Consider the following 25,538-nt stretch of genomic DNA (forward strand, 5'->3'; position numbering starts at 1 on the left):
AGTCTTTATCATATTAAAGTGATAATAAGAGAAAGAGTTTTTGAATGAAAGGTGTTGGAATTGATGAATGCTGTCTTATTAGCTGTTATCGTATTATTCGCGCTCGCAATCAGTCGCGTGCACATCGTCTTGTCACTCATCCTTGCCGCCGTCGTCGGTGGTCTAGTCGGAGGTCTCGGATTCAATGAGACGTTGACCGCCTTCAGTGACGGGCTCGGCGGGGGTGCGACAATCGCCCTCAGTTACGCGTTGCTCGGCGCCTTCGCCGTCGGTCTATCAAAAACTGGACTCCCAGACGTCCTGGCTGAAAAGTTAATCAGCATGTCAGGACGCGACGTCACTGGCAAAAGTGTGACACGGGTCAAGGCGCTATTGCTATCGTTCTTATTACTTCTAGCGATCAGTTCACAAAACGCGCTACCGATTCACATCGCGTTCATCCCGATCGTTATCCCGCCGCTCCTCGTGCTGTTTAACGAGTTGAAGCTCGACCGCCGACTCGTGGCGACGATTCTCACATTCGGTCTCGTCACCCCGTACATGTTACTCCCGGTCGGATTCGGTGGCATTTACTTGAACGAGATTTTGCTGCCGAACGTGGAAACGAACGGCATGACCGTCGGTGATGTCAACATCGTCAGCATCATGGCCATCCCGGCGCTCGGAATGCTCGTCGGTCTCATCACTGCCTTCTTCCACTATCGGAAGTCGCGTTCGTATGAGACGATTCAACTCGGACCAAGCGACTATGAGGTCCGGACGTTGAGCCCGCTCAAGATTTGGCTCACGGCCGCTGTCATCCTCGTTGTGCTCGTCGTACAGCTTCAGACCGAGTCGATGATCGCCTCGGCCGTCACAGGACTCATCTTGTTGACGTTGCTTCGCCTCATCCCTTGGTCAGAGGCCGATGACATCTTCACGAGCGGCATGCGCATGATGGCCTTTATCGGTTTCGTCATGATTGCGGCGAGCGGTTTCGCCGCCGTCATTCGCGCGACCGGTGCCATCGAACCGCTCGTCAGTGGTGCGAGCGGCATTATGGGTGACTCACAATTCGTGGCCGCACTCGTCATGCTCCTCGTCGGACTCGTCATCACGCTCGGCATCGGTTCGAGTTTCTCGACGGTTCCGATTATCGCAGCCATCTTCGTCCCGCTCTGCATCCAATACGGTTTCTCGGTCGAGGCGACAATCGCCATCATCGGGACGGCCGGTGCACTCGGTGACGCCGGTAGCCCGGCGAGTGACTCGACACTCGGACCAACGAGCGGCTTGAACGCCGACGGTCAACACGATCACTTGCGTGAGACGGTGTGGCCGACGTTCCTCCACTACAATATCCCGCTCATCATCTTCGGCTTGATTGCCGCCATGGTATTGTAATCACTTCCGATTGCGCCGAGCGTAAATCGTGCCGAGCAAGACGAGCACGAGTAAGAACCAAATCCCGGTATACATGAGGATCTCGATAATCATTGCTAATTCCTCCTAAATGTCCATGTAAAAAGGAGCGACATCGCGTCGCTCCTTTTTATGATGAAGTTTTTAGCTGTTGTTGACAAGTGTTCAAGTATCCGTCGACGGTATCCGCGACTTCGCGGCCTTCCCGGATTGCCCAAACGATCAAGCTTTGTCCCCGTCTCGCATCCCCTGCGACAAACACACCCTCGACGTTCGACGTATAGTCATGGTTCGCCTCGATGCCGACTTTCCGGAGTTCACGCTCCGGTCGTTCGAATCCGATGGCGACAAGCACGAGATCGGCTGGATACGTCTCGACCGAACCGTCGACGACGAAGAACGTCGCCTGTCCGTCCGGTTTGACGATTTTCTCCATCCGCTCCGTCTCAATCCCGACGACCCGGTCCCCTTGTTTGATGACCCGGTTCGAGCGAATCAAATATGTGCGCGGGTCACGGTCGAAGTGTTCGATTGCTTCCGCATAGGCGTAATCGGTCGATAACGTGTCCGGTTGGAGCGGCCATGGCTTCTCCGGCGCCCGGAACACGCCTTTCTCCGGATGCTTCCCGAACTGCGTCACCGACTTGGCGCCTTGACGGATCGCCGTCGCCACACAGTCCGCGCCCGTGTCCCCGCCACCGATGACGATGACGTCTTTCCCGTTCGCGTCGAATCGAGCGTCGAGCGATTTCCCGCCGAGCGAACGCGTCGACTCGGTCAAATAATCCATCGCCGGCTCGACGCCTGTGGCATCATCCCCATCGATGCCGAGCGTACGCTGTTTTTGAGCCCCTGTGGCGAGAATGACGGCATCGTACGTGTGACGGAGTGACTCGATGGTCACATCGGTCCCGACGTTGACGCCCGTCTTGAAGCGAATCCCCTCCGCCTCAAGCAGACGTACACGACGTCGGACGACATCTTTCTCGAGCTTCATGTTCGGGATGCCATAGAACAACAGGCCACCCGCCTCATCCGCTTTCTCATAAATCGTGACCGCATGGCCGAGCTGATTCAACTGATCGGCCGCTGCGAGCCCGGCCGGCCCGCTGCCGATGATGGCGACACGGCGTCCGGTCCGCTTCACGACGTGACGAGGTTTGACCCAGCCTTCCTCGAAGGCGCGGTCGATAATCGTCCGCTCAATCGATTTGATGGCGACCGGATCTTCGCTGATACCGAGCGTACAAGATCCTTCACACGGCGCCGGACAGACACGACCCGTGAACTCCGGGAAGTTATTCGTCTCCATCAACCGCTCATAGGCTCGATACCAGTCCTGATCTGTCACGAGCTTGTTCCACTCCGGAATCAAATTGTGAATCGGGCAACCGATCGTCTCTTGTCCAATCATATCCCCGACGTGACAGAACGGGGTGCCGCAATCCATGCAGCGCTCGGCTTGTTTGACGATTGGTCCGTCTTCCATGCGGGAAGCGTATTCTTTATAATCATGAACCCGTTCGACGACTGAGCGCTCCGGCAATGTCTGTCGTGGGATATCGATAAATTTATGTCTCATACTCCCCCTCCTTCAGTCACGACACGGAATAGTTCGAGGGCGCGGTCGGCGTCACTCAATTCCGGACGCGTCGCCTCGATGTGACGCATGACGTCAAGCACGTTCGCATAGTCACGCGGCACGATTTTGACGAAGCGTTTGCGTTCTTGCTCGAACGCCTCGAGCACAGCTCTCGCTTTGACACTGTCCGTATGGAACTGGTGCATCTCGAGCAGTGCATAAATTTGTTCGGCATCCTCGTCGGTCAACTCACGGTCGACCGAGACGAGTTCTTGGTTGACGAGCTGTTCGTACGCTTGGTCCCCGTACAGATAGGCGACCCCGCCCGACATCCCGGCACCGAAGTTACGCCCGACATCCCCGAGGACGACGACCGTGCCACCGGTCATATACTCACAGCCATGGTCGCCGACGCCTTCAGTCACGGCGACGGCACCGGAGTTCCGGACGGCAAACCGTTCTCCGACATGACCGTTGAAGAACGCCATCCCTGATGTCGCGCCATACAGGCAGACGTTACCGGCGATGACTTGTTCACTCTCTTCGAACGGGGCATGTTTCTCGGCGATGATGGCGAGCTTTCCACCGCTCAGGCCTTTGCCGACATAATCGTTGGCGTCACCGATGACCGAGATGGTGATCCCGTTCGGCAAGAAGGCGCCGAGGCTTTGTCCGGCCGAACCGCTGAGACGGAGTGAAATCGTGTCCTCGGCGAGTCCGACGTTGCCATGCACTTTCGTCACCTCATGGCCGAGCATCGTCCCGACGGCGCGGTCCGTATTGCGGACGCGCCCGACGAAGAACGTCGGTTGGAGCGATTTGATGGAACGGGAGACGGCCGGAATCAATTTGCGATGATCATAAGACTGATAGGCCGGATGGGCCAATTCCTCTTTCTCCGGCAAAGCCGTCGGAATCGACAACATCGGCGTCAAGTCGAGCGTTTTCGCTTTCGGATGAGCTTGTTTCCAGGCACTCTCCTCCAACAAGTCCGTCCGCCCGATGACGTCACGAAGCGAGGTCGCCCCGAGCGAGGCTAAAATCTCCCGTACTTCCTCGGCGAGGAACGTCATCAAGTTGACGACATGTTCGGGCTTGCCCATGAACTTCGCACGCAACGCCGGGTCTTGGGTCGCGACACCGACCGGACACGTATCGAGGTGACACGCCCGCATCATGATGCAACCGAGCACGACGAGCGGTGCCGTCGCGAACGCGTATTCCTCGGCCCCGAAGATGGCGGCGAGGACGATATCGCGTCCGGTCATGAGTTTGCCGTCAGTCTCGAGCGTGACGCGACCCCGGAGCCCGTTCAACGCGAGCGTCTGGTGCGTCTCGAGCAGACCGAGCTCCCACGGGAGTCCCGTATGCTTGATTGACGTCCGCGGCGACGCCCCGGTCCCACCGTCGTAGCCGCTGATGACGATCGTATCGGCGTTCGCCTTGGCGACACCGGCCGCGATTGTCCCGACGCCTGACTTCGAGACGAGCTTGACGCTGATTTTCGCGTTCGGATTGACATGCTTCAAATCGAAGATGAGTTGCGCCAAATCTTCAATCGAATAGATGTCGTGGTGCGGTGGAGGCGAGATGAGTCCGACGCCTGGGACGGAGCCGCGCACTTCGGCGACCCATGGGTAAACTTTGTTACCCGGCAGTTGTCCGCCCTCACCCGGTTTCGCCCCTTGCGCCATCTTTATTTGAATCTCATCGGCGTGATACAAGTACTCGGCCGTCACGCCGAAACGTCCACTCGCGACTTGCTTGATACGACTGACGCGTTCACTGCCGTCCTCATCAGGGGTGAATCGCTTCCGGTCTTCCCCGCCTTCCCCGGAGTTGCTCTTGCCACCGATTCGGTTCATGGCGATGGCAAGCGTCTCATGGGCCTCTTTCGATAGAGAACCGAACGACATCGCTCCCGTCTTGAACCGACTGACGATCGATGCGACCGACTCGACCTCGTCGAGTGGAATTGCATCCTGTTGTTTAAAGGCGAACAACTGGCGCAAGAATTGACCTGACGACTCATGGAGCTTGACGTAGGCATCGTAATACCGGCGCTCGTTCTCGCGGCAGGCTCGTTGCAAGAGGTGAATCGTCTTCGGATTGAAGGCGTGTTCTTCCCCATCGGCGCGCCACTGGAAGTCGGTCCCGGCCTCGAGTGGTCGTTCGCGTTTATAGGCGGATTCGTGCTGCCGGCGCGACTCGTCTTCAAGTTCGGTGAAACCGACACCGGACAACTGTGACGTCGTACCGCGGAAGTGACGCTCAATCAAGGCGCGGTCGATGCCGACCGCCTCGAAGATTTGGGCGCCACGGTAACTTTGGACGGTAGAGATGCCCATCTTCGACATGATTTTGACGATGCCGTCGACAGAGGCCGTCTGATAGCGGCGGACCGCCTCGTCGAACGAGTAGGACAGCTGGCCCGCCTCGACCGCCTCGGCGATGGTCGCATAGGCGAGATATGGGTAGACGGCGTCGGCGCCGTAACCGATTAAGGCGGCAGCTTGATGGACTTCACGAACTTCGCCGCTCTCGGCGACGAGACTGCATGATGCCCGTAGATTGACGCGAATCAAATGTTGGTGGACGGCGCTCAATACGAGAAGCGCCGGCATGGCGAGCATATTTTCGTTCATGTTGCGGTCCGACAAGACGATGACGTCGGCGCCGTCACGGATCAGACCGTCGACTCGCTCGAACAGCGTCTCTAGCGAAGCTTCCAAATCGTACGCATATGACGTATCGACCCGCTCGACGCGCAGTGTCTCGTTCACTTTCTCGAGCGCGGCCGCATCGAGGAACGGATGCTTTAGCCAGACACGACGGGCGTGACCTCGCCCGGTATGGACCGGGTTCGCTTGTGGCCCGAGCCACGTGAATGTCGCCGTAACGATTTTTTCACGCAACGCATCGATCGGCGGGTTCGTAACTTGGGCGAAGTGCTGTTTGAAGTAATGGAACAAAGAACGTGGCCGCTCGGATAACACCGCGACCGGTTGGTCATGTCCCATCGACCCGATTGGATCTTTTTTCTCGAGGATGAGCGGGACGAGATATTGTTCAATGTCCTCTTTCGTGTATCCGAACGCACGCTGCTTCCGATGCAGGTCGGCGACGAACGGCTCGTCGACCGGTCCATCGTTGAGCTCGGTCATCTGCTTCAACCATTTGCCGTACGGCTCGGCCCGTGCAATCGTCTGTTTGATTTCCGCGTCCGGGATGAGTCGTTTCGACTCCAAGTCGATTAACAACAGTTGCCCGGGACGAAGTCGTTGCTTCGACTTCACGTTCTCGGCTTGAACCGGGATGACGCCGCTCTCTGACGACAAAATGAGCTCGCCATCGAGCGTCTCGATATAGCGCATCGGCCGCAGTCCGTTCCGATCCAAGATGGCACCGATTTGACGGCCGTCCGTGAAGACGACACCAGTCGGTCCATCCCAAGGCTCCATGATGGACGAATGATATTGATAGAAGTCTTTTTTGAACGGGTCTATTTTCACTTCCGCGAACGGCTCAGGGATGAGCATCATCGCCGTATGGGCGATGGAACGCCCGGTCCGGGTGAAGAATTCAAAAGCGTTGTCGAGCATCGACGAGTCGCTGCCCGTCTCTTGGAGGACCGGGAACAGCTGATTGACGTCCTCGAACAAATCGGTTGAGGTCACGCCTTCGCGGGCCCGCATCGCATCGATGTTGCCGCGGAGCGTATTGATTTCCCCGTTATGGACAATCATGCGGTTCGGATGCGCCCGTTCCCATGACGGGAACGTGTTCGTCGAGAAGCGAGAATGGACGATGCCGAACGTGCTCTTAAAGGACGGCGCCTGCAAATCGAGATAGAAGCGCTCGATTTGTTCCGGCGTGAGCATCCCCTTATAGACGATCGTCTTTGTCGACAAGCTCGGCATGTACAGGTTCAACGCTTCGGTCTTTTCAATCGTCCGCCGGAGCTGATAGAGCGTCCGCTCGTTCGAGTCATAGTCCGCGAACGGGCACGAGACGAACCATTGATAGATGGTCGGCTGTGTCACGCGGGCATGTTCACCAATCGCATGTGGATTGACCGGGACTTCGCGCCAGGCGATGGTCGCAAAATCGAATTCGTCGGCGATTGCTTCCATCTGACGTTGCTTGTCCTGCAGTCTCGACTCATCCGGTTGGAAAAAGACCATTCCGACCGCATAGCGACCTGGCGTCGGCAAATTCATCGTCTCCAGGAACAGTTCGTGCGGCAGCTCGGTCATGATGCCCGCGCCGTCTCCCGCATCGATGACCCCTTGTCCGCCACGATGTTCTAGCTTGCAGAGCATCGACAGCGATTTACTAACGATGTCATGTTTTTTCTCTCCATTTAGGTTGACATATAGCCCAATGCCACATGCGTCTTTTTCGAATCGTGAATCGTACAAGCCTGTTCGCTTCATCGAATCAACCCCTCTCTCTCGATCTTGTTTCGTAAATTTTATTTTGTTCTAAATATTCTGATAAATCAAGTGGGTTGTATACTATTCTGCATAACACAAATCGTCAAAGTCATAATTGAAAGCGGATTCATTAGCTTTATCAAGCTATTTATGAAAACCACTTATAATCTATAAAGAATAATTATCCATCAAATATATTAGTATATAGGTTCACAAGAACTTAAATATGCACAAGAAAAAGCGATAACCAAATTAGGCTACCGCTTCAACTTCAACCAACTTATTCGACCGTCTTGCGAGAATGGTGTAAAAATGCCCGTGGCTTCTTCCAAATGATCAAGCCTACATAACCGAGCGTGAGCAAAATCAAGGCACTGACGAGGACGACGTAAAGCGTTGCTTCCTCGATTCGCGCGAAGATGGCGATGTACGCCCAGACGAAGACGAGCGGATAGATGAAGTCACGATGCCACCACATGAAGACGAGTGCTAGGACGACCCCGACCATGAGCATGAGCGACGTCCAAGCAAGCTCGTCGAGTCCGAGCACGGTTGTGACCCGCTCCCGATTCATGACGACGAACACGTTGACGATCGTCGCGACGGACACCCAGCCGATATATATCGAGAATGGGAACCGGTCGAGCCAGCTCGTCGACGTCCGGAAGGCGATGTAATAGAGCCAAGCGAGCGTCGCCAAGAACGCGACCATGACGACGAGCGAGGCGATGAACCACTCGTTCGTAAACGTGAGCAACCAAAGGCCGTTCAAGATACACGAGACGAGAAAGCCCGCTTTCATCCGATTCGCCTGCCGGTTCGCGACCGACCCTTTCTTCAATTGCAAGACGAGCCAGACGGCGAGCGCGACATAAATCACGCCCCAAATCGAGAACGCATAGCCGGCCGGTTTGAAGTAAATATCGATGCGGTCCGACACAGCCGCGTTTTCACCGCTCGCGAAGTAGTTGATGACGACCGTCGCCAAAAATGCCAGCCAGTTGATTAATGGCCATTTTGATAAGTCCATAAGTAGGATCCTCCGAAGAAGACCTGACACCTCCTTTATTAGCATAGTTTTCTATACCCATGTGCCAACGCTCATACACATCCGGACTAGCTCTAGGAAGAATCGCTAATTACACAATAAAACGACCCCGGTCTCAACCGGAGTCGTTTCAAAGAAGCGGCAGTGTCACCGCGTTCGGGATTGCCCATCTGAGTTCATGGACAAAAGGCATCAATTGTTTAAAAGTCGATCTCGTCCGGGTCTGGACCGAGACGGTCATGGGTCGCCACGGCATCGATTTTCGCCAAATCGTCCGCGTCGAGCGCGAAGTCGAACACATCGAAGTTCTCTTGAATCCGGTGCGGCGTGACCGATTTCGGAAGCGCGACGTTCCCCGTGTCCAAATGCCAGCGAAGCACGACTTGGGCCGGCGTCTTCCCATGTTTCTCAGCGATCTCGGCAAAGGCCGGGATATCGAGGAACTTCCCTTGCATGAGCGGGCTCCATGCCTCGACTTGGATGCCCTCGTCTTGGCAATATTCGACGAGATCCGGTTGCGGGAGTTGCGGATGGAGCTCGATTTGGTTGATGAGCGGCGTCATCAGGCCTTCCTGTTTCAACGTCTCGAGATGATGCTCTTTGAAGTTCGACACGCCAATCGCCTTGATTTTACCGGCCTCATAGAGGTCAATCAAATCTTTCCATGCCTCGACGAACCCGTCGACTGGCCAGTGGAGCAGACAGAGATCTAAATAGTCAGTCTCGAGTCGAGCGAGTGATTCGTCAAACGCCTCTTTCGTCCGACGCTGGCGAATGTCTTCGTTCCAAATCTTCGACGTCAAAAAGATATCTTCACGAGCGACGCCTGATGTTTGAATCCCTTTGGCGACACCCTCTTCATTCTTATAGACGGCTGCCGTATCGATATGGCGATATCCGACTTTGAGTGCCTCGGCGACGGCCTGTGGCGCCTCCGTCTCGTTGTCGACTTGCCATACCCCAAAGCCGATCATCGGAATTTTGACACCGTTGCGTAACGTTGCGAGTTGCATACAATCATTCCCCTTTCCAATCTGTTCGAGCTGATTGTATCATACCCGTCATTCTATTTCGAAAAACTAAATCGTCAAATCTTTTCGTGTGAAGCGTCCATAAGATAGGAGCATGCTGACGACGAGAATCCCCGCCAACAAGAAGAAGGAACGAAGCGTGGAATCCCCTTGGATTTGTGCGTTGGCGTCAAACAACGAGAATATCGACAGCGCATTCAACCAGTCGAGTTGGTCACTAAATCCTGAGAACACATTCGCCATCAAGAAGAGGGCGAATATGCCTCCCGTGACCATATACGACCGTGAGCTGTCGTCGAACAGGCTCGCGAGCACATAAGCGAGCGTCCCAAGCACGAGCAGCAGCAGACCCGCGTTCAACTGCAGCGTCCACAATAAGCCAAGGTCAATCTGTAAATCAAACAAGACGTTGGCGAGCATCAGGCTGAGCCCGTTCAGTCCGACGAGCAAGGCTGACGCCATCAAGAGTACGACCAGACTGGCCGTCACGTAACCGCCACGCGAAATCGGTGCGGCCAAATAGAGCATGACCTCGCCTGAGTCCACCGGTTTGGCCATCAGCCGTGAGGCGAATGTGAGTGCGAACAGAATCGCCAACACGTAAAAGATGAGCCCATAGTAATTGCCGGCCAACAAGTTCATGACGTTGTCCATCGCCAAATTCGGATCGATTTTGAACACATCGAGTAGCTCAGGTGGCAATGAATCCAGTTTGCCTTCAATCAATCCCGTCTCTTGGATGGACGGGAACACCGCCGCCAAAAAGAACAAATAGAGACTCGTCCCGAGCGAGTATCCAAAAATCCAGCTCCGGTTTTGTTTGAACAGTGCCGCGATGAGAACCATTTAGTTCGCCTCCCCGTAATATTGCATGAACAGATGCTCAAGCTCGTCGGTGCCGCTCGACAACGATTGGACCTCGAAACGAGCGAGTCGATGAATCAAGTCGTTCAACTCCTCGACCGTCGACAAGTTGACAGTGACGACCACTCCGTCACGCACACCAATTTCTTCGCTCAAGCGCTGAGCTGTCACCTCGTCCTTCAATTCGATGCGATACGTCTTCTGACTATGCCGTTTCAACTCTGTCATCTCCGCTTCGATAATCATCCGACCGTCGCGGATGAGCGCGGCCCGGTCGCACGTCTTCTCCATCTCAGGAAAGTGGTGCGAACTCATCAACACTGCCTTGCCCGCCGCCTTCTCCGCAATTACCCAATCGACGAGTCGTTCCTGCATGAGCGGATCGAGTCCGCTCGTCGGCTCGTCTAGGATATACACGGGCACATCTTTCATGAAACACGTGACGATGGCGAGCTTTTGTTTCATCCCTTTCGACATCTTACGAACTTTGAGCGATGTGTCAAAAGCGAACACGTCGCGTAACGTCCGTTCGCGCTCAGCACTCGTCGCATGAAGCTTTCGGGTGAGCCGAATGACGTCCTCACCGGTCATATCCTGTGGGTAATTGATTTCGCCCGGTAAATAACCGACGAGCGCCTTCACCGTCTCGCTCTCGTTCCAACAGTCGTGACCCATAACGGTGGCACTGCCGGAATCGGCGTGGAGCAATCCCATCAAGTGACGAATCGTCGTTGATTTCCCTGCCCCGTTCGGCCCGATGAAACCGAAGACGGTACCCGGTTCGACGGTGAACGACACGTCGAAGATGCCGTGGGACGAATCGAACCGTTTCGTCAATCCTTTCAATTGAATCACTGATCTCACTCCTTAGTTTTGAAATATATAGTTTATATGATTACAAAACAAGTATATCACGTTATTTTTTGAAATGGAAATGGTATATTGGTTACAAAACTACAAGAGAAGCGAGGATGCCCATGGATGGATTCACAAAACGGACCGAGACGAAGCGACGCGCGATTTTAGACGCGGCCATTCGACTGATGGCCGTGAAACAGTCCCGTTTCACGGTGAGCGAGCTGGCCCGCGCCGCCTCGGTCTCACCGGTATCGATTTATAATTATTTCGGGTCGAAAGAACAAGTCATCATCGCCGTCTTGACCGAGATGACGGAAGAACAGATGGGATGGATTGAGTCACAGATTGCTGACCATGTTCCGTTCGATCAACTGCTGATTGAGATTTTGTCTCGAAAAATCGAGACGGCAGGGTTGTTCGATGAGACAGTCACGGCGATGATTCAAGCGGACGCCTCATGGCAACAGTTGGCCGGTCGGGGCTACGCCGCATTCCGGCACTTGATTGAATATGGGAAGACGAGCGGGGCCATCGACCCGGAGCTGTCGACCGATTCGTATTTACGGTACGTGCAACTCGTGCAACAAGCGATTTTATCCGACCCGGGCCTGTCGACGTCACCGATGAGCGAATCGATGCAAGACTATTTCCGATTTTTCTTGCACGGCATCATTCGGAAATAACTAAAAAGTCGCCTTCCCCTTCTTGTGTGTATAGCAAGGGGGAGGCGACTTTTTATATTTCGTTGTTATTTATCATTCGTTCGGAACACCGATTCCTCGATTGGATAAAGCGACAGGTCGAGCTCGCAATCTCCTGTCAGAACGAGGTCTGCGAGCACTTTCCCGATAAACGGGCCGACTGTCAAACCGGATGACCCTAGACCGTTGGCGACGAGCAACTGCTCCGCTCCCGGTACGCGTCCAAGAATCGGAATCGAGTTCGGGGTGACCGGGCGAAAGCCGACCCGCGTCTCAATCAGTTCAGCCTCAGCGAGTCCCGGAGCCGATTCTAGCCCTTTCGAGAGCACTTCATGAATTCCGATTGCCGTCGGCCGTGCGTCGAACGCCTTGTCCCGCTCATGCGTCGAGCCGATGACGATTCGTCCTTCTTCAAATCCGAGCAAATAACGACGTCGTGGCGGCATGACGACCGGCCAGTCAGACGCATCCGTGTCCGGTAGCTGCACGTGCACGATTTGCGCTTTTTCGCCGGCGACACGGGCCGTATAGCCGATTGGCTCCATCAACTCGGCCAACCACGCCCCACAGGCGAGCACGATCTCATCCGCCTCAAAGCGGACACCGTCGCACTCGACATGATAGCCGTCCGCTTCGACGAGGACGGCCGAACCGTCAACCAAGGTCACGCCACGCTTCACGGCGACCCGTTCGAGGGCCGCTCTCAATTTTTCTCCATCGACACGAGCCCCGCCCTCAACGAGGAGGGCGTCATATTCGTCCGAGAGCGGTGGGAATAGCGCTCTCGCCTCTTCCGCTGTCATCCGGGTCAACTCCCCGATTTCTGGTGCTTCTTCCCGGCGCAGCGCCGTCCGTTCTTGCATCTCGTTCAATTTCTTGTCTTCATGCAAGGCGAGCGTCCCGACTCGTTTATAGCCGGTCTCGGTCTCGCCTTCTCGTTTCAAGTCATCGACGACCGTCGCATAGTAGTGAGCGCCGCCTTTGGCGAGCGCGTACCATGCCTTATTGCGACGCTGGGCGATCCATGGGCAGACGATGCCTGCTGCCGCGTCGGTCGCACGGCCCTTTTCTTTCCGGTCGATGACGGTGACGTCGGCTTTCCCCGCCAAATGATACGCGGTCGAGATGCCGACAATTCCTGATCCAATCACAATCACTTTTTTCATGACTTAAGCGCCCTCATCGGTTCGATGACGGCTTCACATCCTTTCTTAAAAAAATCATCGGCCCGAGGGCCGATGATCAGTCGCGCATGGCGAGGCGATAGAGTAAATCGAGTAGTTCAATGTAGAGCCAGATGAGCGTCACAATCAAACCGAACGCCGCGACCCATTCGAGTTCTTTCGGAGCCCGACTTTCGACTTGACGAGCGATATAGTCGAAATCAAGCACGAGCGCGAGCGAGGCGATGATGACGATCACAAACTGCACACCGATCGCAAGCGGTGATGAGCCCGTCATGAACGGGAGTCCTGAACCGAAGAAACTCATTCCGATTTGGACGAGATAGAGCAACATGACCGTAAAGATTGCGGCCGTGACGCCGGCACGGAACTTTTGCGTCACTTTGACGAGACCCGTCGAGTAGACGAACCACATCGCGAACGCGACGATGAACGTCGTCAACACGGCACGGCCGACGATGCCTGGAAGCATCGCTTCGAAGAAGTACGAGATCAACCCGACGAACACACCTTCGACGATACCATACAATGGCGCAACGACCGGTGCCGTTCTCGGTTTGAACGTGATGACGAGTGCTAACACCAAACCAAGGATGAGTGAGCCGATCATGAGCGGGAACAACAACGCCTCCCCGATTGTCGGCACGAGCATCCACGTCGTCCCGGCGGCTGCCGTGACGAGCAAGAGCAGTGTAAACACTTTCGACCACGTACCGGCTTTCGTCATCGGCGTGGCGCTATAAGCTGTTGTCTCCATTGATTTACGGAGAACTGGATTCGATTTAAGCTTCAACTGTCGTTAACCCCTTTATTCTATTTTCAGTGTTTGGCCATGACTTTGATGAATTCACGCATATAATCAGGCAAATCAGGTGGACGACGACTCGAGACGATATGGCCATCGACGACGACCGGCTCATCATGCCAAATCGCACCGGCGTTTTCCATATCATCTTTAATACCAGGTGTGCTCGTGACGTTGACACCGTCGAGAATGTTGGCTGAAATCAATACCCAGCCCGCGTGACAGATTTGCCCGATCGGCCGTTTCTCGTCATGCATATAGCGGACGAACCCTTTCACCGAATCGAATCGGCGCAACAAGTCTGGTGACCAGCCGCCGGGGACGAGGATAGCGTCGTACGATGAGATGTCGACGTCATCGAACGCGATGTCCGATTTGGCCGGAACGCCGTATTTGCCGATATAGGCATGATCCGCCTTCTCACCGGCAAGGATGACGTTCGCGCCTTCCTCGCGTAACCGATGGACCGGATACCATAATTCTAAATCTTCAAAGTCGTCGCTGACGATTTGCAGGACGTTTTTACCTTGTAATTGCATCGAATCCCTCCCTTTATTTGTCTTTCACCAGTATACCCTATAAGCCACGTGGCGAAAACAGGGACTGTCCACCGAGTGCGTGTCTCCCATCAATTCGTTTGTGTCACGGTCACAATCACATTGCCGGCCTTTCCTCCGGCATCAACGTATCGATGCGCCGCGACGATTTCTTCGAGCGGATAAACCGAATCGATGACAGCCTTTAACCGACCGGCTTCAAACAGCTCGTTCAAGAAAGCCAAATCCTCTTTTCGTTCACTGGCAGGTCCTTGCCCAGCGACAGAACTGAATTTCCCGTGTTCGGCGACATGCTTCCGGGCCAAACGCTTATCGATGTTCCCAGCCGCATCGAACACAGCGTCGTATGTGGTCAGTTTCTCGTCGTAGTTAGGCTTCGTGTAGTCGACCACGACGTCCGCGCCGAGACTTCTCACCAGTTCGAAGTTTCGCTCCCGACAAACTGCCGTTACGTGAGCCCCGTAATATTTCGCGATTTGAACGGCCATCGAACCGACTGCTCCGGAGGCCCCGTAAATTAATACGGTCTTCGCTTGCTCGATGTTCACTTTACGCAAAAAGTGAAGGGACGTCGTACCGCCGAACGGCAAGCTGGCTGCTTCGACAAAACTAGCGTTGTTCGGCATGCGCTCGACACATTTACTCGCTTTGACACACGCATATTCGGCATAGCCACCGAACCGCATCCCGGTCAGCGCATAGACACGGTCGCCGACCTTGAAGTGCTCGACGCGGCTGCCCGTCTCGACGACCTCGCCTGCCAAGACGACACCCAGAATCGGTTGACGCGGTGCCTTGAAACCGACGACGATTCGCATCGGAAGCTTACCTAGAGCCGGTACATCGAGTGACCGTAGCCGACGGTCCCCGGAATGAACGGCTGTGGTGTAAACTTGAATCAATAACTCATCCGATTTTGGCACCGGTTTGTCGACTTCTTGAAGCTGCAACACGTCCGGTGGTCCATATGCGGTACAAATTACTGCTTTCATCGTATCCCTCCTCTTAAGACGTGATGTTGTTACTAGAGGAATTCACCGTTTCAATAAAATAAAACCAGATGAAAGAGTCATCTGATCTCTGAAATTGGTTTTTCATCATACAAGCTGAGGAATTAGAATGACCGCCAACAGAAATACGGCAGTGGTCTTTGCTTTATTTCGATTCAACGAAAAAGGAAGCAAAAATAGCCCAAGAACAGTGATGGCGAGGATTAGGAATCCATGGATGAAATACCCTTCGGCGGATGCGATTGGGATACTGATCACCTGAACGGTTGGATTTGAGAAAAAACCCATCGCTTCAAAAACAACATTTCCGATTAGGCCAAGGCTCAGTAAGCATAAAGATAATGCAAAAAGTAATGAGTGCTGTTTCAAGATGATCCTCCTTTTAAAAGTATTTCAATAAACATGACGAGCTAGACTCGCTTGTCTTCTTCATTATAAGCAATCACATATTGTTTATGGAAAAAAATTCAACTAGTTCGGTTACAATGAGGTGGCTTCTATATCAATTTATTGAAAGAACTCTTACACGAAGGAGGTTTACAATGAAGACGTGCTATTATCTTGGATGGTTCAATGATTTTTTCCCAACTTATTTGGCAAATGCCTTGTCACGAGACGTGACAGATCGGCAGTCCCTTGTAATGATTAGCTCAGATCCTGCCTCAACTGCGGTTAATGGTGTTATCGAGCAATCGTGGCTACAGGAGGCTGGCATCTTGTTCAACGATTCTCACGTAATCAATTATGAAATGGATCGCACTAATGCGAAACATCTTCTCGACGCAGCTTCGATGATTTTCTTATTAGGTGGGGACACCATCAAGCAAAATCAGTTTATTCATGAATATGACCTAATCCAATCGATTCAACAAAGCGACGCTATCGTCTTAGGTGCTAGTGCTGGCGCCATCAATATGTCTTCGTCTTGGTTATGCTCGCCAAATATGGGTTATAACGTAACAACCTCAACTATTTTTCAAGGCGTGGCCCTCAACGATTTTTCGATGCTCTCCCACTTCAATCTCGAACAACACATGCACGTCGTCAAGCAAGAGCTAGCCTCGTTCTCTGAAGAAATACCAATCTATTTGTCGAACAAAGATTGTGCGCTTCGTGTTCAAGGCGATCAATTCGATATCTTCGGTGACGTCTATTTGTACTCGAATCGAAACATGACGAAGCTACCTGAGACCAAGTCCTTTGCCACTAATTTTTCACCCCTGCTCTAGAAGGGACTGATTATGCATCCTCGAGATGTGTACGAGAGTAAATCTGTATATGGAAAGCGAAACGTTCTGAAGTCCATATATTGTGTTATAATGAGTGCGACTTTTTGTAAATTCGAACGAGAAAGGGGACTTCCCACATGAAACAATACCATGATTTATGCACCCATATCCTCGAGCACGGTGTCGTCAAAGAGGACCGGACCGGGACCGGGACGACGAGCGTGTTCGGTTACCAAATGCGGTTCAACCTTCAGGACGGATTCCCCCTGATTACGACGAAAAAACTACATACCCGCTCGATTATCCATGAACTGCTTTGGTTCATCACCGGTGATACGAACGTCAAGTACCTTCAAGATAACGGTGTCCGTATTTGGAACGAATGGGCAGACGAGGACGGCAATCTCGGCCCTGTTTACGGGGCACAATGGCGCTCGTTCCCAAAACCAGACGGCACGAGTGTCGACCAGCTCGCACAAGTGATCGAGCAGATTAAGACGAACCCGGACTCGCGCCGACTCATCGTCTCGGCATGGAACCCTGGGCAACTCGAGGACATGGCGCTGCCACCGTGTCATTTGTTGTTCCAATTTTACGTCGCAGACGGCAAACTATCGTGTCAGCTTTATCAACGCAGCGCCGATACGTTCCTCGGCGTACCGTTCAATATCGCGTCATACGCCTTGCTCACGCATATGGTCGCCCATGTGACCGGCCTTGAGGTCGGGGACTTCGTCCATACGCTCGGCGACGCCCACATTTACCATAACCACCTCGAACAAGTGAACCTTCAATTGACACGTGAGCCACGCCCGCTCCCGACATTGAACATCTTGCGCGACGTGACGTCGATCGAGGACTTCCGCTTCGAGGACTTCGAGATTGTCGGCTATGACCCGCACCCGCATATCAAGGGAGCGGTCAGCGTATGATCGTCCACGTCGTTGCCATCGGGAGAAATCGGGAAATCGGGAAAGATAACGCCTTGTTGTGGCGTCTGCCGGACGACTTGAAACAATTCAAGGCCATCACGACGGGCCAAACGGTCGTCATGGGTCGAAAGACGTTCGAATCAATCGGTCGTCCGTTACCGAACCGCCGCAATATCGTCGTCACGTCCGACCGATCATTTTCAGCTGAAGGTGTCGATGTTTGGCACGACCTCGAGTCGCTCAACACCGAGACGACAGACCTTTACATCATCGGCGGCGCCACGCTCTATGAGCAGACGCTTTCGATGACGGACCGGTTCTATGTCACCGAGGTAGATGGCACGTTCGAGGCGGACACGTATTATCCACCGCTGCCGGACGGACTCACCGTGTCGGACGAACAGTTCCATCCGGTCGACGAGCGACATGCCTATAGCTTCACTTTCCGTCAATATGACAAAAGGGACATCGACTGAGTCGACGTCCCTTTTTTAGTCGGGCAATTTTTCGAGCCACTTCTCGATTTTTTCAGTGATGACATCATGATGATCCTGTTCGGCCAAATCGTCGTATAGCGAACCGAGCTCGAGTGCCGTCCGTTTCGACAACGCTAACACATGACTGTACTTGCCACGTTGTTCTTTGACGGCCGAAAGCGTCCCTCTCGTCTCCGTCGTACTTGATTCGTCTAAGATGAACATCTCCATATGATCGTTACAGGCGTAACGGTCGTAAGGCCGATAGACGACCTCGTAACGTCGATGTTGTTTCGGCAACTGTTCGGCGAGCATGGCGTACTTCTCCGGGCTCATCGTCACGTAAGCGAGCCGCTTCTCCTCCCGGACCGCCGTCGAATAACGGATGATCCGATTGCGCCCGTCACGTTTCGCTTTATAGAGCGCCTCGTCGGCGTACGCACACCACTCGCCGAGCGTCATCCCGGTCTGACAGACGCGCGTATAGCCGATGGACACCGTCACGTGATGCTCGTATGTAAACGTCATCTCCTCAATCCGGCTGCGGACCCGTTCGAGCACCGCATCGACGACGTGGCGCTCGGACACGTTCAAGATGATGAGGAACTCTTCCCCGCCGTAACGAATCAACTCGTCACTCGAGCGAATCGCCAAACGAATCTCCTCGGCAACGCGATGCAACACCTCGTCCCCATAGGCATGACCGAACGTATCGTTCAACTGCTTGAAATGATCGATGTCGAGCAGCGCGAGCGTGAAGCTTTCACCGGACCGCTCCAGGCGGGACATGAAGCGACTGAACGTCGCTTTCAAATATTTACGGTTGAAGGCGCCTGTCAATTCGTCGACGAGCAGCGCGTTCGAGACGAGCCGTGCCTTCTCGATATGATGTCCAAGCCGCACGAGCCGCTCTTCCATCGGAATCCACTCTTCCCAATAGTCATCGAACCCATACGAGTAGGCGGCGAGCCGATAATGTTCATTCGTTCCGATCACGATGAGCGGGACGTACAGCTTCTTCATCTTGCTGACGAACGATTGGATCGCCCGTTCCGGGAAACGAGCCCACAGTTCGACATCCATGATGATCGCCTTCGGCACGTCCTCATAATCGTATTCAACGGCTTCTTCTAACGTCTGTAAAAAGACAGGACGAGCCCCGAGCTTTTCCACCCGCGGCTTATAGCGGCTGAACGTGGCAAAGTTGTTCGACAAAATTAAGACGAGGTCCTCGTCCTCTTGCTCGATGCCCAGAATCGTATGGATATATCGTTTCACCGGGGCAATTATGGCCATCGCTTCTGCTTGCGTCAGGACGGCCGGCAACTCACGCACGTCAGATTCGACACGACTAAAGATTTCAAGCAAGTGCATGAACCGTCGCTGTTTCACTTCTTGTTTCATCCAATCCAATAAAAACTCGATATCTGTTGTTTGAATCTGTCTAGCGCTCGTAATTTGCGCCAAAATCTTATGTATACGATCTGTGAGTTGCTGCTTCATTCCCGACCCCCCAGTTTCGTTCTCCCGATATTCGCTTCTGACTATGATTATGCGACTTCCTCCACAAAAATACAACTATTTACTTATTTTATCCCTCTTGTTTGACAGTAAAATAGTACTTACGACTCATTACATAATAAAAAAAGAGCGGTCATGGACCGCCCTTCCCTTATTTACCAACTTTTAGGTTAGGAGACGTCATCTCTTCCGGACGAATCCATTGTTCGAACTGGTCTTCCGTCAAGAGCCCGGTCTCGAGCGCCGCTTCCTTCAACGACGTCCCGTTTTTATGGGCGAGCTTCGCGATTTTGGCTGCGTTCTCATACCCGATATGCGGGTTGAGTGCCGTCACGAGCATGAGCGAACGTTCCACGTTGTGGGCAATCACGTCCAAGTCTGGTTCAATCCCGACGGCGCAATGCACGTCGAACGAATGTAGACTGTCCGTCAACAGGCGGCACGTCTGGAGGAAGTTGTACATGATGACAGGCTTGAACACGTTCAACTCGAAGTTTCCTTGGCTCGCACCGAATCCGATGGTCGCATCATTGCCAAGAACTTGGGCAGCGACCATCGTCAACGCCTCGCTCTGCGTCGGGTTGACTTTTCCTGGCATGATCGAGCTGCCCGGTTCGTTTTCCGGAATCAAAATCTCGCCGATACCGGCACGCGGACCAGACGCAAGCCAACGGACATCGTTGGCAATCTTCATCGCGTCCATGGCGAGTGCTTTCAAGGCACCATGGGTGAACACGAGCTGATCGTGACTCGTGAGCGCATGGAACTTGTTGACAGCCGTAATGAACTGTTTGCCGGTCTCTTGCGAGATTTTCTCGGCCACGACTTCGCCGAACTGTGGATGGGCGTTGATGCCCGTCCCGACCGCCGTCCCGCCGAGGGCGAGCTCTGTCAACGGTTCGAGCGTGCGCTCAATCATCTGTTTTGACAGCTCGAGCATACGGACCCAACCGCTAATCTCTTGACCGAGCGTGACCGGCGTCGCGTCTTGCAAGTGCGTCCGTCCAATCTTGACGATGTCCATGAATGACTCGGCTTTCTTCGCGAGCGTCGCGTGGAGCGCCTCAATCGATGGCAACACATGGTCCTCGACCGCTAGGATAGCCGCGATGTGCATCGCCGTCGGATACGTGTCGTTCGAGCTCTGCGACTTGTTGACGTCGTCGTTCGGATGAATCGTGAGCGTTTGACCACGGTCTTTCAACTTATCATTCGCCAAGTGGGCGATGACTTCGTTGACGTTCATGTTCGACTGTGTCCCTGAACCCGTCTGCCAGACGACGAGCGGGAACTCGGCATCATGTTGCCCAGCGACGATCTCATCGGCGACTTCGGCGATGACGTCGGCTTTCGCTTGCTCCAATACACCGAGCTCAGCGTTGGCGAGCGCGGCACCCTTCTTCAAAATCGCGAAGGCATGTACGACCTCGAGCGGCATCTTCTCCGTCCCGATTTTAAAGTTCTCCAGACTGCGCTGTGTTTGGGCTCCCCATTTGGCTGAAGCCGGGACGTTGATTTCCCCCATCGTGTCCCGTTCGATCCGATATTCCATGAAAAATTCCCCCTCTTTTTTTGACTACGCTTTCATTTTAGCGAAACTTTTGCAAAAAAGAAATCATTCCCCCGCATTTGACAAAAAGTCGGGCCCACGCCCGACTTTTATCCTGTCATCAATGCCCGTTTCGCCACGTCGTGAGCCCGGTTCTCAGCCCGTGGAATCCATTTGATGAACTTATTCGGCAATTCGTCATACAGCGTTAACGCCTTGATGAACAACGGACGCATCGATTGGTCTTTGAGGAAGCGCTGTTCGAGCGCCCGTACGACCGTCTCAGCGTCTGAATAGAACATGAACGTCGATTCGCCCGTCAGATCGTGCGCTTGTTCGAGGGCGAACGCAAGCGCGGCGAGCTCCGCCTGAACGCTCGTCAACCCGACGCGTTTGTCGATGTACGTGGACACCGTGCCGTCGGTCGCCTTAATCCAGACGCCAAGACCGTTCTCACCCGCCTCTTGATTCGTCGCCGCATCAAAATAAATGTGAACCAAAACGATACGCCTCCCAATCGGTCTCAATCGGTGCATGAATATCGATGAGCGAGAGACGTTTCGACAAGAGCGCCACTTCCTCTTGCCCATCAAGTTTCTTCGCAAACTTCTGATGCGCCTCTTGAAGCGCTTCTTGCCTCACGATGTCATAGAGCGTTTCGACCGTATCATACGACTGGACAAGAATCGTCGCCGTCTTTGGTCCGATACCGCGGACACCCGGAATATTGTCCGAGGCATCGCCTTGGAGCGCCTTCACATCGACGAACTGCTCAGGCCGGACGCCGTACGTCTCAACGAACACTTCCCGATTCATCATCATCTCTTCCCCTTTTTTCGGGACGATTTGAAACACGTTCGGGGAAAGCAACTGATGCAAATCACGGTCTGACGAATACATATAAGATTCGCCCGGAAACGCGGTCGCAACGGCCCCAATCAAATCATCGGCCTCGTACCCGGCGAGCTCCGATTGAAAAATCCCGCGCTCGGTCAACGCTGCCCGCAACTTGACGTAATCGTGGAACAACGGTTCCGGTAAGCCCGTACGCGTCGCTTTATAGTCCGGAAACAGAGCGTAACGATGCGTCGTCTCACGTGGTCCGTCCCAAAAGAAGGCGATGTGCGTGAAGTCGTTCGTCCACCCGTCAACTTTACGGAGCAGACCTTTCAACGTCACATCGGGGTCGAGCGCCCGCCGACGCTCTGTGGCAAAATAATAGCGCGACAGGAGGTTAAACCCGTCGACCAACATCAATTTCATCATGCAGTCACCTCACAAGCTTGTAATCCGCGCGCGAGCGCGTCCCGGTCGAGATTCTTCCCGATCCAAACGAAGACGGAGCGCGAGTCGTCGCTCGGTTCGTTCGCGAACGTCGCCCCCATCAGTTGATTCGTCGCTTGGACGACGAATTTTGATGTTTCTCCATCTAATCGGACAATCGCCTTCAAGCGATAGACATCATCTTCATAGTGCATGAGCACTTCTCGGACGTATTGCGTGACACGTTCCCGTTTGAGCGGTACGTCCGTCGTGAGCGTGATGGCCCGAAGCGATGAGACCGAGGAGTGACCGGCCGTCAGTCGACCGAGGAGCTGTTCGTCGACTCGTGAGAGCTGGAACGTATTCTCGGTCAGGTCATAGTCGCCGACCGTCTGCACCGTCTCGATGACTCGAACGGTCGGATTCAGCGCGTGAATCCGCTCATGCGCCTGTTTGAGCGCATCCGCATCGACGAGGTCGACTTTATTCAATAAAATCACGTCAGCATAGGCAATTTGATGGATTCCTTCTATAAACAGCTCGCGGTCCAGTTGACTGGCATCGACGACCGTCAATATCGCCGTCAGCTTGAAGCGCGTGCGCAAATAGTCGTCATAATAAATCGTCTGAATGATTGGCGCCGGGTCGGCCACACCAGTCGTCTCGATGACGATGCGGTCGAACGTATCCTTCGATGCGAGCTGATAGAACGTCTTGCTCAAATCGCTTTGAATCGAGCAACAGATGCAACCATTCGACAGCTCGATCTGCTCTTGGTCCATCTTGACGATTAACTGTTCGTCGATATTCACCGATCCGAGCTCGTTGACGATGACGAGCAGCCGCTCGTCCGTCGCTTCTAGCAAGCGATTCATATAGGTCGTTTTTCCGGCGCCTAAAAAACCGGTCACCAATTGCACGGGAATCATGTACTGCACCTCACCTTATAAATTTTCGTGGACCCGCGCCCATTTCTCATAGCGCGCATCCAGCAAGTCGATCAAATGTAGCATCCACGCCTCTGTCGTGACCGGTAACACGCTTGAACCCCACTCGCGTTTGCCGTGGTGAGATAAAATCATGTGCCAAATCCGGTGATGGGCGTCGAGCGGCAACGTGACGCTTGCGGCTTGTTGACTCTTCTCGAACAATAGTCCGCCGTACGGCATATGTCCAATCAAGCTTCCCAACGGATTGATTGAGATTCCGGTCGTTTCACTCGTGCCGTTGACCGAGAACAGTTGCTCGAACCGGTTCGGGGACGACAGCAAATGGCTGTATTCGAACAGCTTGCCGATATCATGGAATAAAATCCCGAGGGCGAGCTCGTCCCAGCGGAGCGGCTCTTTCAATTCGGCGATGGCCTCGCAGGCCGCATAAAGCGACTCGAACGTGCCGCGGAACGCCTGTTCAACTTTTACACCGTTCATCGTATTCCATACGTCTACTTTGTGCAACTGCTCGGCTTCTTTGATGACCCGGAACGCCATCGCCAAATAGTCGTCCTGTTCTTGGATGCGATAGCCGAGTCGAAGCATACAGACCGTATGCTTTAACAGACCGCCGACATAGTTATGATGATGATACAGCGCGGCCGGTGCAAGGACGAAATCGTCCCAATAGCGGTCGAGGAGTGACATCGCGATCGCTTGATAGTCAGGCGAGAGCGTCGACAGAATCGCGAACAGTTCGTCGGCGTATTGTTCCATCGTCTCGTCTCCGGGAAGACCTGGCAACAACGATACCGCTTCGTCCCGGGCAATCGGTTTAGCCCGGTCAATCGTAATCGACTTGGCGCCGTCCGGTTTTGGATAGACGTCGATTTTTCCTTCGAGCTCGATGACGCCTGACTCGTAAATCGGTAACAGCTGCTCTTCGTTGCCACGCAACCACTGCTTGGCACGGATGAGTCCGCTCGATGTCGTCAGATTCAGTTGCAACCATTTTGCACCCGATTTGCCTTCTTTCACTTCGACCGTACTGACGAGCGCTTTCGTCTGGACCGGTGTCCCGTCCGCGAGGTCAGTCAATCGCGTCGACGCTTTCTCGACGGTCGGGAGTTGGAACCGAGTCTGGTCGAAGCCGCTCCCCTTTATCGAATCAATCTGTTGATAATAGTTCATATATAATGCCCTCCTTCTTCTCTTTGCCCATTGTATCGTGTTTTCCACTTCGAGGCGAACATACTTTCGTTATAGGTCAGGAAGATTGCTAAATTATATTGAAAGCGCTTACTATAATTGATACGATTAAGACAGCCAGATAAAGGGGGAACTCACATGATTTCATTGGTAGATACGTACGAACGGTTGATCGCAACAGGGGAAGCGACACGTTACGCAACAGCGCACTCAACAATTGATAGCATTTTACAGGCATCGGCTTGCCCGGTCTCACATCACGAACTCGTGGCGGCGGTGTCGGGACATGCCGGGAATCCATATACGCCGGACCAACTCGTCGACTCGGTCATCGAGCATGAGATGAAAGGCGCAATGGCCGTCCTCGTCGTCGCCGGTTATCCGATCCAAACACCGCTCGCAAAGGCCGTCGTCTTATCGGCATTCGCCCGGACGAACCGGATGAATATCGAGAAACTGAAAGAACTAGGTCATGCCGACCTGCTCGTGCGCATCCAGTCGGCCGAACGGTCATGGAAGCGGACGTATACACACTTATTCCGCTCGGCCCCGAGTCAGCTCTGTGACCAACTCGACTCACTTCTCGGCGGCTGTGCCGTCCATCGTGTGCTCGAGGCCATCGATTTCGACCCGAACGTCAAAACGGCATAAAGAAAGAGCGGTCCCCGGGCCGCTCTTTCTTTATGCTTTCAATTATCCTTCTGTCACTTCGACCGCTTCCGGTTCGAACAACGTGACGTTCCGTGCTGGTGAGAACGTTGAAATCGCATGCTTATAAATCAACTGTTGGCGCCCTTCCGATTCGACGATGACCGTGAAGTTGTCAAACGATTTGATGACTCCCCGAATTTGAAACCCGCTGACTAAAAACACGGTCGTCGGCACCATTTCTTTACGTAATTGATTCAAAAAATGGTCTTGAATGTTATAGCTAGCCTTCATGTTGCATT

Annotated in this window: 24 protein-coding genes; 6 read left to right on the plus strand and 18 right to left on the minus strand. The window is 53.7% G+C overall.

Annotated elements, in window-relative coordinates; translation table 11 throughout:
• The first annotated feature begins 63 nt into the window (after nt 1–63).
• Complete coding sequence (locus tag KNO58_RS04475; protein WP_214752080.1) at nt 64–1,383, plus strand: Na+/H+ antiporter family protein; 1,320 nt, start codon at nt 64–66, stop codon at nt 1,381–1,383.
• A 148-nt stretch (nt 1,384–1,531) separates the two neighbouring features.
• Here KNO58_RS04475 and KNO58_RS04480 read toward each other — a convergent pair whose 3' ends face one another.
• The 6 genes from KNO58_RS04480 to KNO58_RS04505 all read right to left on the minus strand — a co-directional run bounded on the left by KNO58_RS04480 (nt 1,532) and on the right by KNO58_RS04505 (nt 11,217).
• Nucleotides 1,532–2,983 (minus strand): glutamate synthase subunit beta, encoded by a 1,452-nt coding sequence (locus KNO58_RS04480; RefSeq protein WP_214752081.1) that lies wholly within the window; start codon nt 2,981–2,983, stop codon nt 1,532–1,534.
• A complete protein-coding gene (gene gltB / locus KNO58_RS04485) occupies nt 2,980–7,419 on the minus strand; it encodes a glutamate synthase large subunit (protein ID WP_214752082.1) in 4,440 nt (1,479 codons plus the stop codon). The genes KNO58_RS04480 and gltB overlap by 4 nt, the downstream gene beginning before the upstream one ends.
• Before the next feature lie 280 nt (nt 7,420–7,699).
• Entirely contained in the window at nt 7,700–8,449 is a 750-nt protein-coding gene (locus KNO58_RS04490; protein WP_029595576.1) for a TspO/MBR family protein, read from the minus strand.
• A gap of 218 nt (nt 8,450–8,667) precedes the next feature.
• Nucleotides 8,668–9,480, minus strand: coding sequence for an aldo/keto reductase (locus tag KNO58_RS04495; RefSeq protein ID WP_214752083.1), 813 nt, complete (start codon nt 9,478–9,480; stop codon nt 8,668–8,670).
• A gap of 66 nt (nt 9,481–9,546) precedes the next feature.
• Nucleotides 9,547–10,344 carry an ABC transporter permease subunit gene (locus KNO58_RS04500; protein ID WP_214752084.1) on the minus strand — a complete coding sequence of 266 codons (798 nt, stop codon included), beginning with the start codon at nt 10,342–10,344 and terminating at the stop codon, nt 9,547–9,549.
• Nucleotides 10,345–11,217: an ABC transporter ATP-binding protein gene (locus KNO58_RS04505; RefSeq protein ID WP_214752085.1), complete on the minus strand. Its 873-nt coding sequence runs from the start codon at nt 11,215–11,217 to the stop codon at nt 10,345–10,347. It abuts the gene before it with no gap.
• Between the two features lie 122 nt (nt 11,218–11,339).
• On the opposite strand from KNO58_RS04505, the gene KNO58_RS04510 reads away from it, so the two are divergent.
• Nucleotides 11,340–11,903 carry a TetR/AcrR family transcriptional regulator gene (locus KNO58_RS04510; RefSeq protein ID WP_214752086.1) on the plus strand — a complete coding sequence of 188 codons (564 nt, stop codon included), beginning with the start codon at nt 11,340–11,342 and terminating at the stop codon, nt 11,901–11,903.
• 65 nt (nt 11,904–11,968) lie between these two features.
• On the opposite strand, the gene KNO58_RS04515 is transcribed toward KNO58_RS04510, so the two are convergent.
• The 5 genes from KNO58_RS04515 to KNO58_RS04535 form a co-directional block, all read right to left on the minus strand.
• Nucleotides 11,969–13,087 carry an NAD(P)/FAD-dependent oxidoreductase gene (locus tag KNO58_RS04515; protein WP_214752087.1) on the minus strand — a complete coding sequence of 373 codons (1,119 nt, stop codon included), beginning with the start codon at nt 13,085–13,087 and terminating at the stop codon, nt 11,969–11,971.
• A 76-nt stretch (nt 13,088–13,163) separates the two neighbouring features.
• A complete protein-coding gene (locus KNO58_RS04520; protein ID WP_214752088.1) occupies nt 13,164–13,898 on the minus strand; it encodes a Bax inhibitor-1/YccA family protein in 735 nt (244 codons plus the stop codon).
• Nucleotides 13,899–13,924: 26 nt separating this feature from the next.
• Nucleotides 13,925–14,449 carry a type 1 glutamine amidotransferase domain-containing protein gene (locus tag KNO58_RS04525; RefSeq protein ID WP_214752089.1) on the minus strand — a complete coding sequence of 175 codons (525 nt, stop codon included), beginning with the start codon at nt 14,447–14,449 and terminating at the stop codon, nt 13,925–13,927.
• An 89-nt stretch (nt 14,450–14,538) separates the two neighbouring features.
• Nucleotides 14,539–15,459 carry an NAD(P)-dependent alcohol dehydrogenase gene (locus KNO58_RS04530; RefSeq protein ID WP_214752090.1) on the minus strand — a complete coding sequence of 307 codons (921 nt, stop codon included), beginning with the start codon at nt 15,457–15,459 and terminating at the stop codon, nt 14,539–14,541.
• 105 nt (nt 15,460–15,564) lie between these two features.
• Nucleotides 15,565–15,846: a hypothetical protein gene (locus KNO58_RS04535; RefSeq protein ID WP_214752091.1), complete on the minus strand. Its 282-nt coding sequence runs from the start codon at nt 15,844–15,846 to the stop codon at nt 15,565–15,567.
• Between the two features lie 173 nt (nt 15,847–16,019).
• Between KNO58_RS04535 and KNO58_RS04540 the strand changes: the two genes are divergently transcribed.
• From KNO58_RS04540 to KNO58_RS04550, 3 genes are all read left to right on the plus strand, one after another.
• A complete protein-coding gene (locus tag KNO58_RS04540; RefSeq protein ID WP_214752092.1) occupies nt 16,020–16,706 on the plus strand; it encodes a Type 1 glutamine amidotransferase-like domain-containing protein in 687 nt (228 codons plus the stop codon).
• A 137-nt stretch (nt 16,707–16,843) separates the two neighbouring features.
• Nucleotides 16,844–17,638 (plus strand): thymidylate synthase, encoded by a 795-nt coding sequence (locus tag KNO58_RS04545; protein WP_214752093.1) that lies wholly within the window; start codon nt 16,844–16,846, stop codon nt 17,636–17,638.
• Nucleotides 17,635–18,114 (plus strand): dihydrofolate reductase, encoded by a 480-nt coding sequence (locus tag KNO58_RS04550; protein WP_214752094.1) that lies wholly within the window; start codon nt 17,635–17,637, stop codon nt 18,112–18,114. The genes KNO58_RS04545 and KNO58_RS04550 overlap by 4 nt, the downstream gene beginning before the upstream one ends.
• A gap of 15 nt (nt 18,115–18,129) precedes the next feature.
• Here KNO58_RS04550 and KNO58_RS04555 read toward each other — a convergent pair whose 3' ends face one another.
• The 6 genes from KNO58_RS04555 to KNO58_RS04580 all read right to left on the minus strand — a co-directional run bounded on the left by KNO58_RS04555 (nt 18,130) and on the right by KNO58_RS04580 (nt 24,570).
• On the minus strand, nt 18,130–19,617 hold the full coding sequence (locus KNO58_RS04555; RefSeq protein WP_214752095.1) for a GGDEF domain-containing protein: 1,488 nt from the start codon (nt 19,615–19,617) through the stop codon (nt 18,130–18,132).
• A gap of 169 nt (nt 19,618–19,786) precedes the next feature.
• Complete coding sequence (gene fumC, locus KNO58_RS04560) at nt 19,787–21,187, minus strand: class II fumarate hydratase (protein WP_214752096.1); 1,401 nt, start codon at nt 21,185–21,187, stop codon at nt 19,787–19,789.
• Between the two features lie 107 nt (nt 21,188–21,294).
• Entirely contained in the window at nt 21,295–21,684 is a 390-nt protein-coding gene (locus tag KNO58_RS04565; RefSeq protein WP_214752097.1) for a reverse transcriptase-like protein, read from the minus strand.
• Nucleotides 21,665–22,450, minus strand: coding sequence for a 5'-3' exonuclease (locus KNO58_RS04570; protein WP_251026080.1), 786 nt, complete (start codon nt 22,448–22,450; stop codon nt 21,665–21,667). Before KNO58_RS04570 ends, KNO58_RS04565 begins: the two co-directional genes overlap by 20 nt.
• Nucleotides 22,447–23,376, minus strand: a complete 930-nt coding sequence (locus tag KNO58_RS04575) for a CobW family GTP-binding protein (protein ID WP_214752098.1) — start codon at nt 23,374–23,376, stop codon at nt 22,447–22,449. The genes KNO58_RS04570 and KNO58_RS04575 overlap by 4 nt, the downstream gene beginning before the upstream one ends.
• Before the next feature lie 15 nt (nt 23,377–23,391).
• The gene (locus KNO58_RS04580; protein ID WP_214752099.1) at nt 23,392–24,570 is read right to left on the minus strand and encodes a DNA-binding protein; all 1,179 of its coding nucleotides are present in this window, start codon (nt 24,568–24,570) and stop codon (nt 23,392–23,394) included.
• A 156-nt stretch (nt 24,571–24,726) separates the two neighbouring features.
• Here KNO58_RS04580 and KNO58_RS04585 point away from each other — a divergent pair, with 156 nt between their 5' ends.
• Nucleotides 24,727–25,239 carry a hypothetical protein gene (locus KNO58_RS04585; RefSeq protein ID WP_214752100.1) on the plus strand — a complete coding sequence of 171 codons (513 nt, stop codon included), beginning with the start codon at nt 24,727–24,729 and terminating at the stop codon, nt 25,237–25,239.
• 42 nt (nt 25,240–25,281) lie between these two features.
• Here the strand turns inward: KNO58_RS04585 and hfq are convergent, their stop codons facing one another.
• On the minus strand, nt 25,282–25,530 hold the full coding sequence (gene hfq / locus KNO58_RS04590) for an RNA chaperone Hfq (RefSeq protein WP_021067304.1): 249 nt from the start codon (nt 25,528–25,530) through the stop codon (nt 25,282–25,284).
• Nucleotides 25,531–25,538 lie beyond the last annotated feature (8 nt).

The sequence above is a fragment of the Exiguobacterium sp. J17977 genome, assembly GCF_018616375.1.
Lineage (GTDB): Bacteria > Bacillota > Bacilli > Exiguobacteriales > Exiguobacteriaceae > Exiguobacterium > Exiguobacterium mexicanum.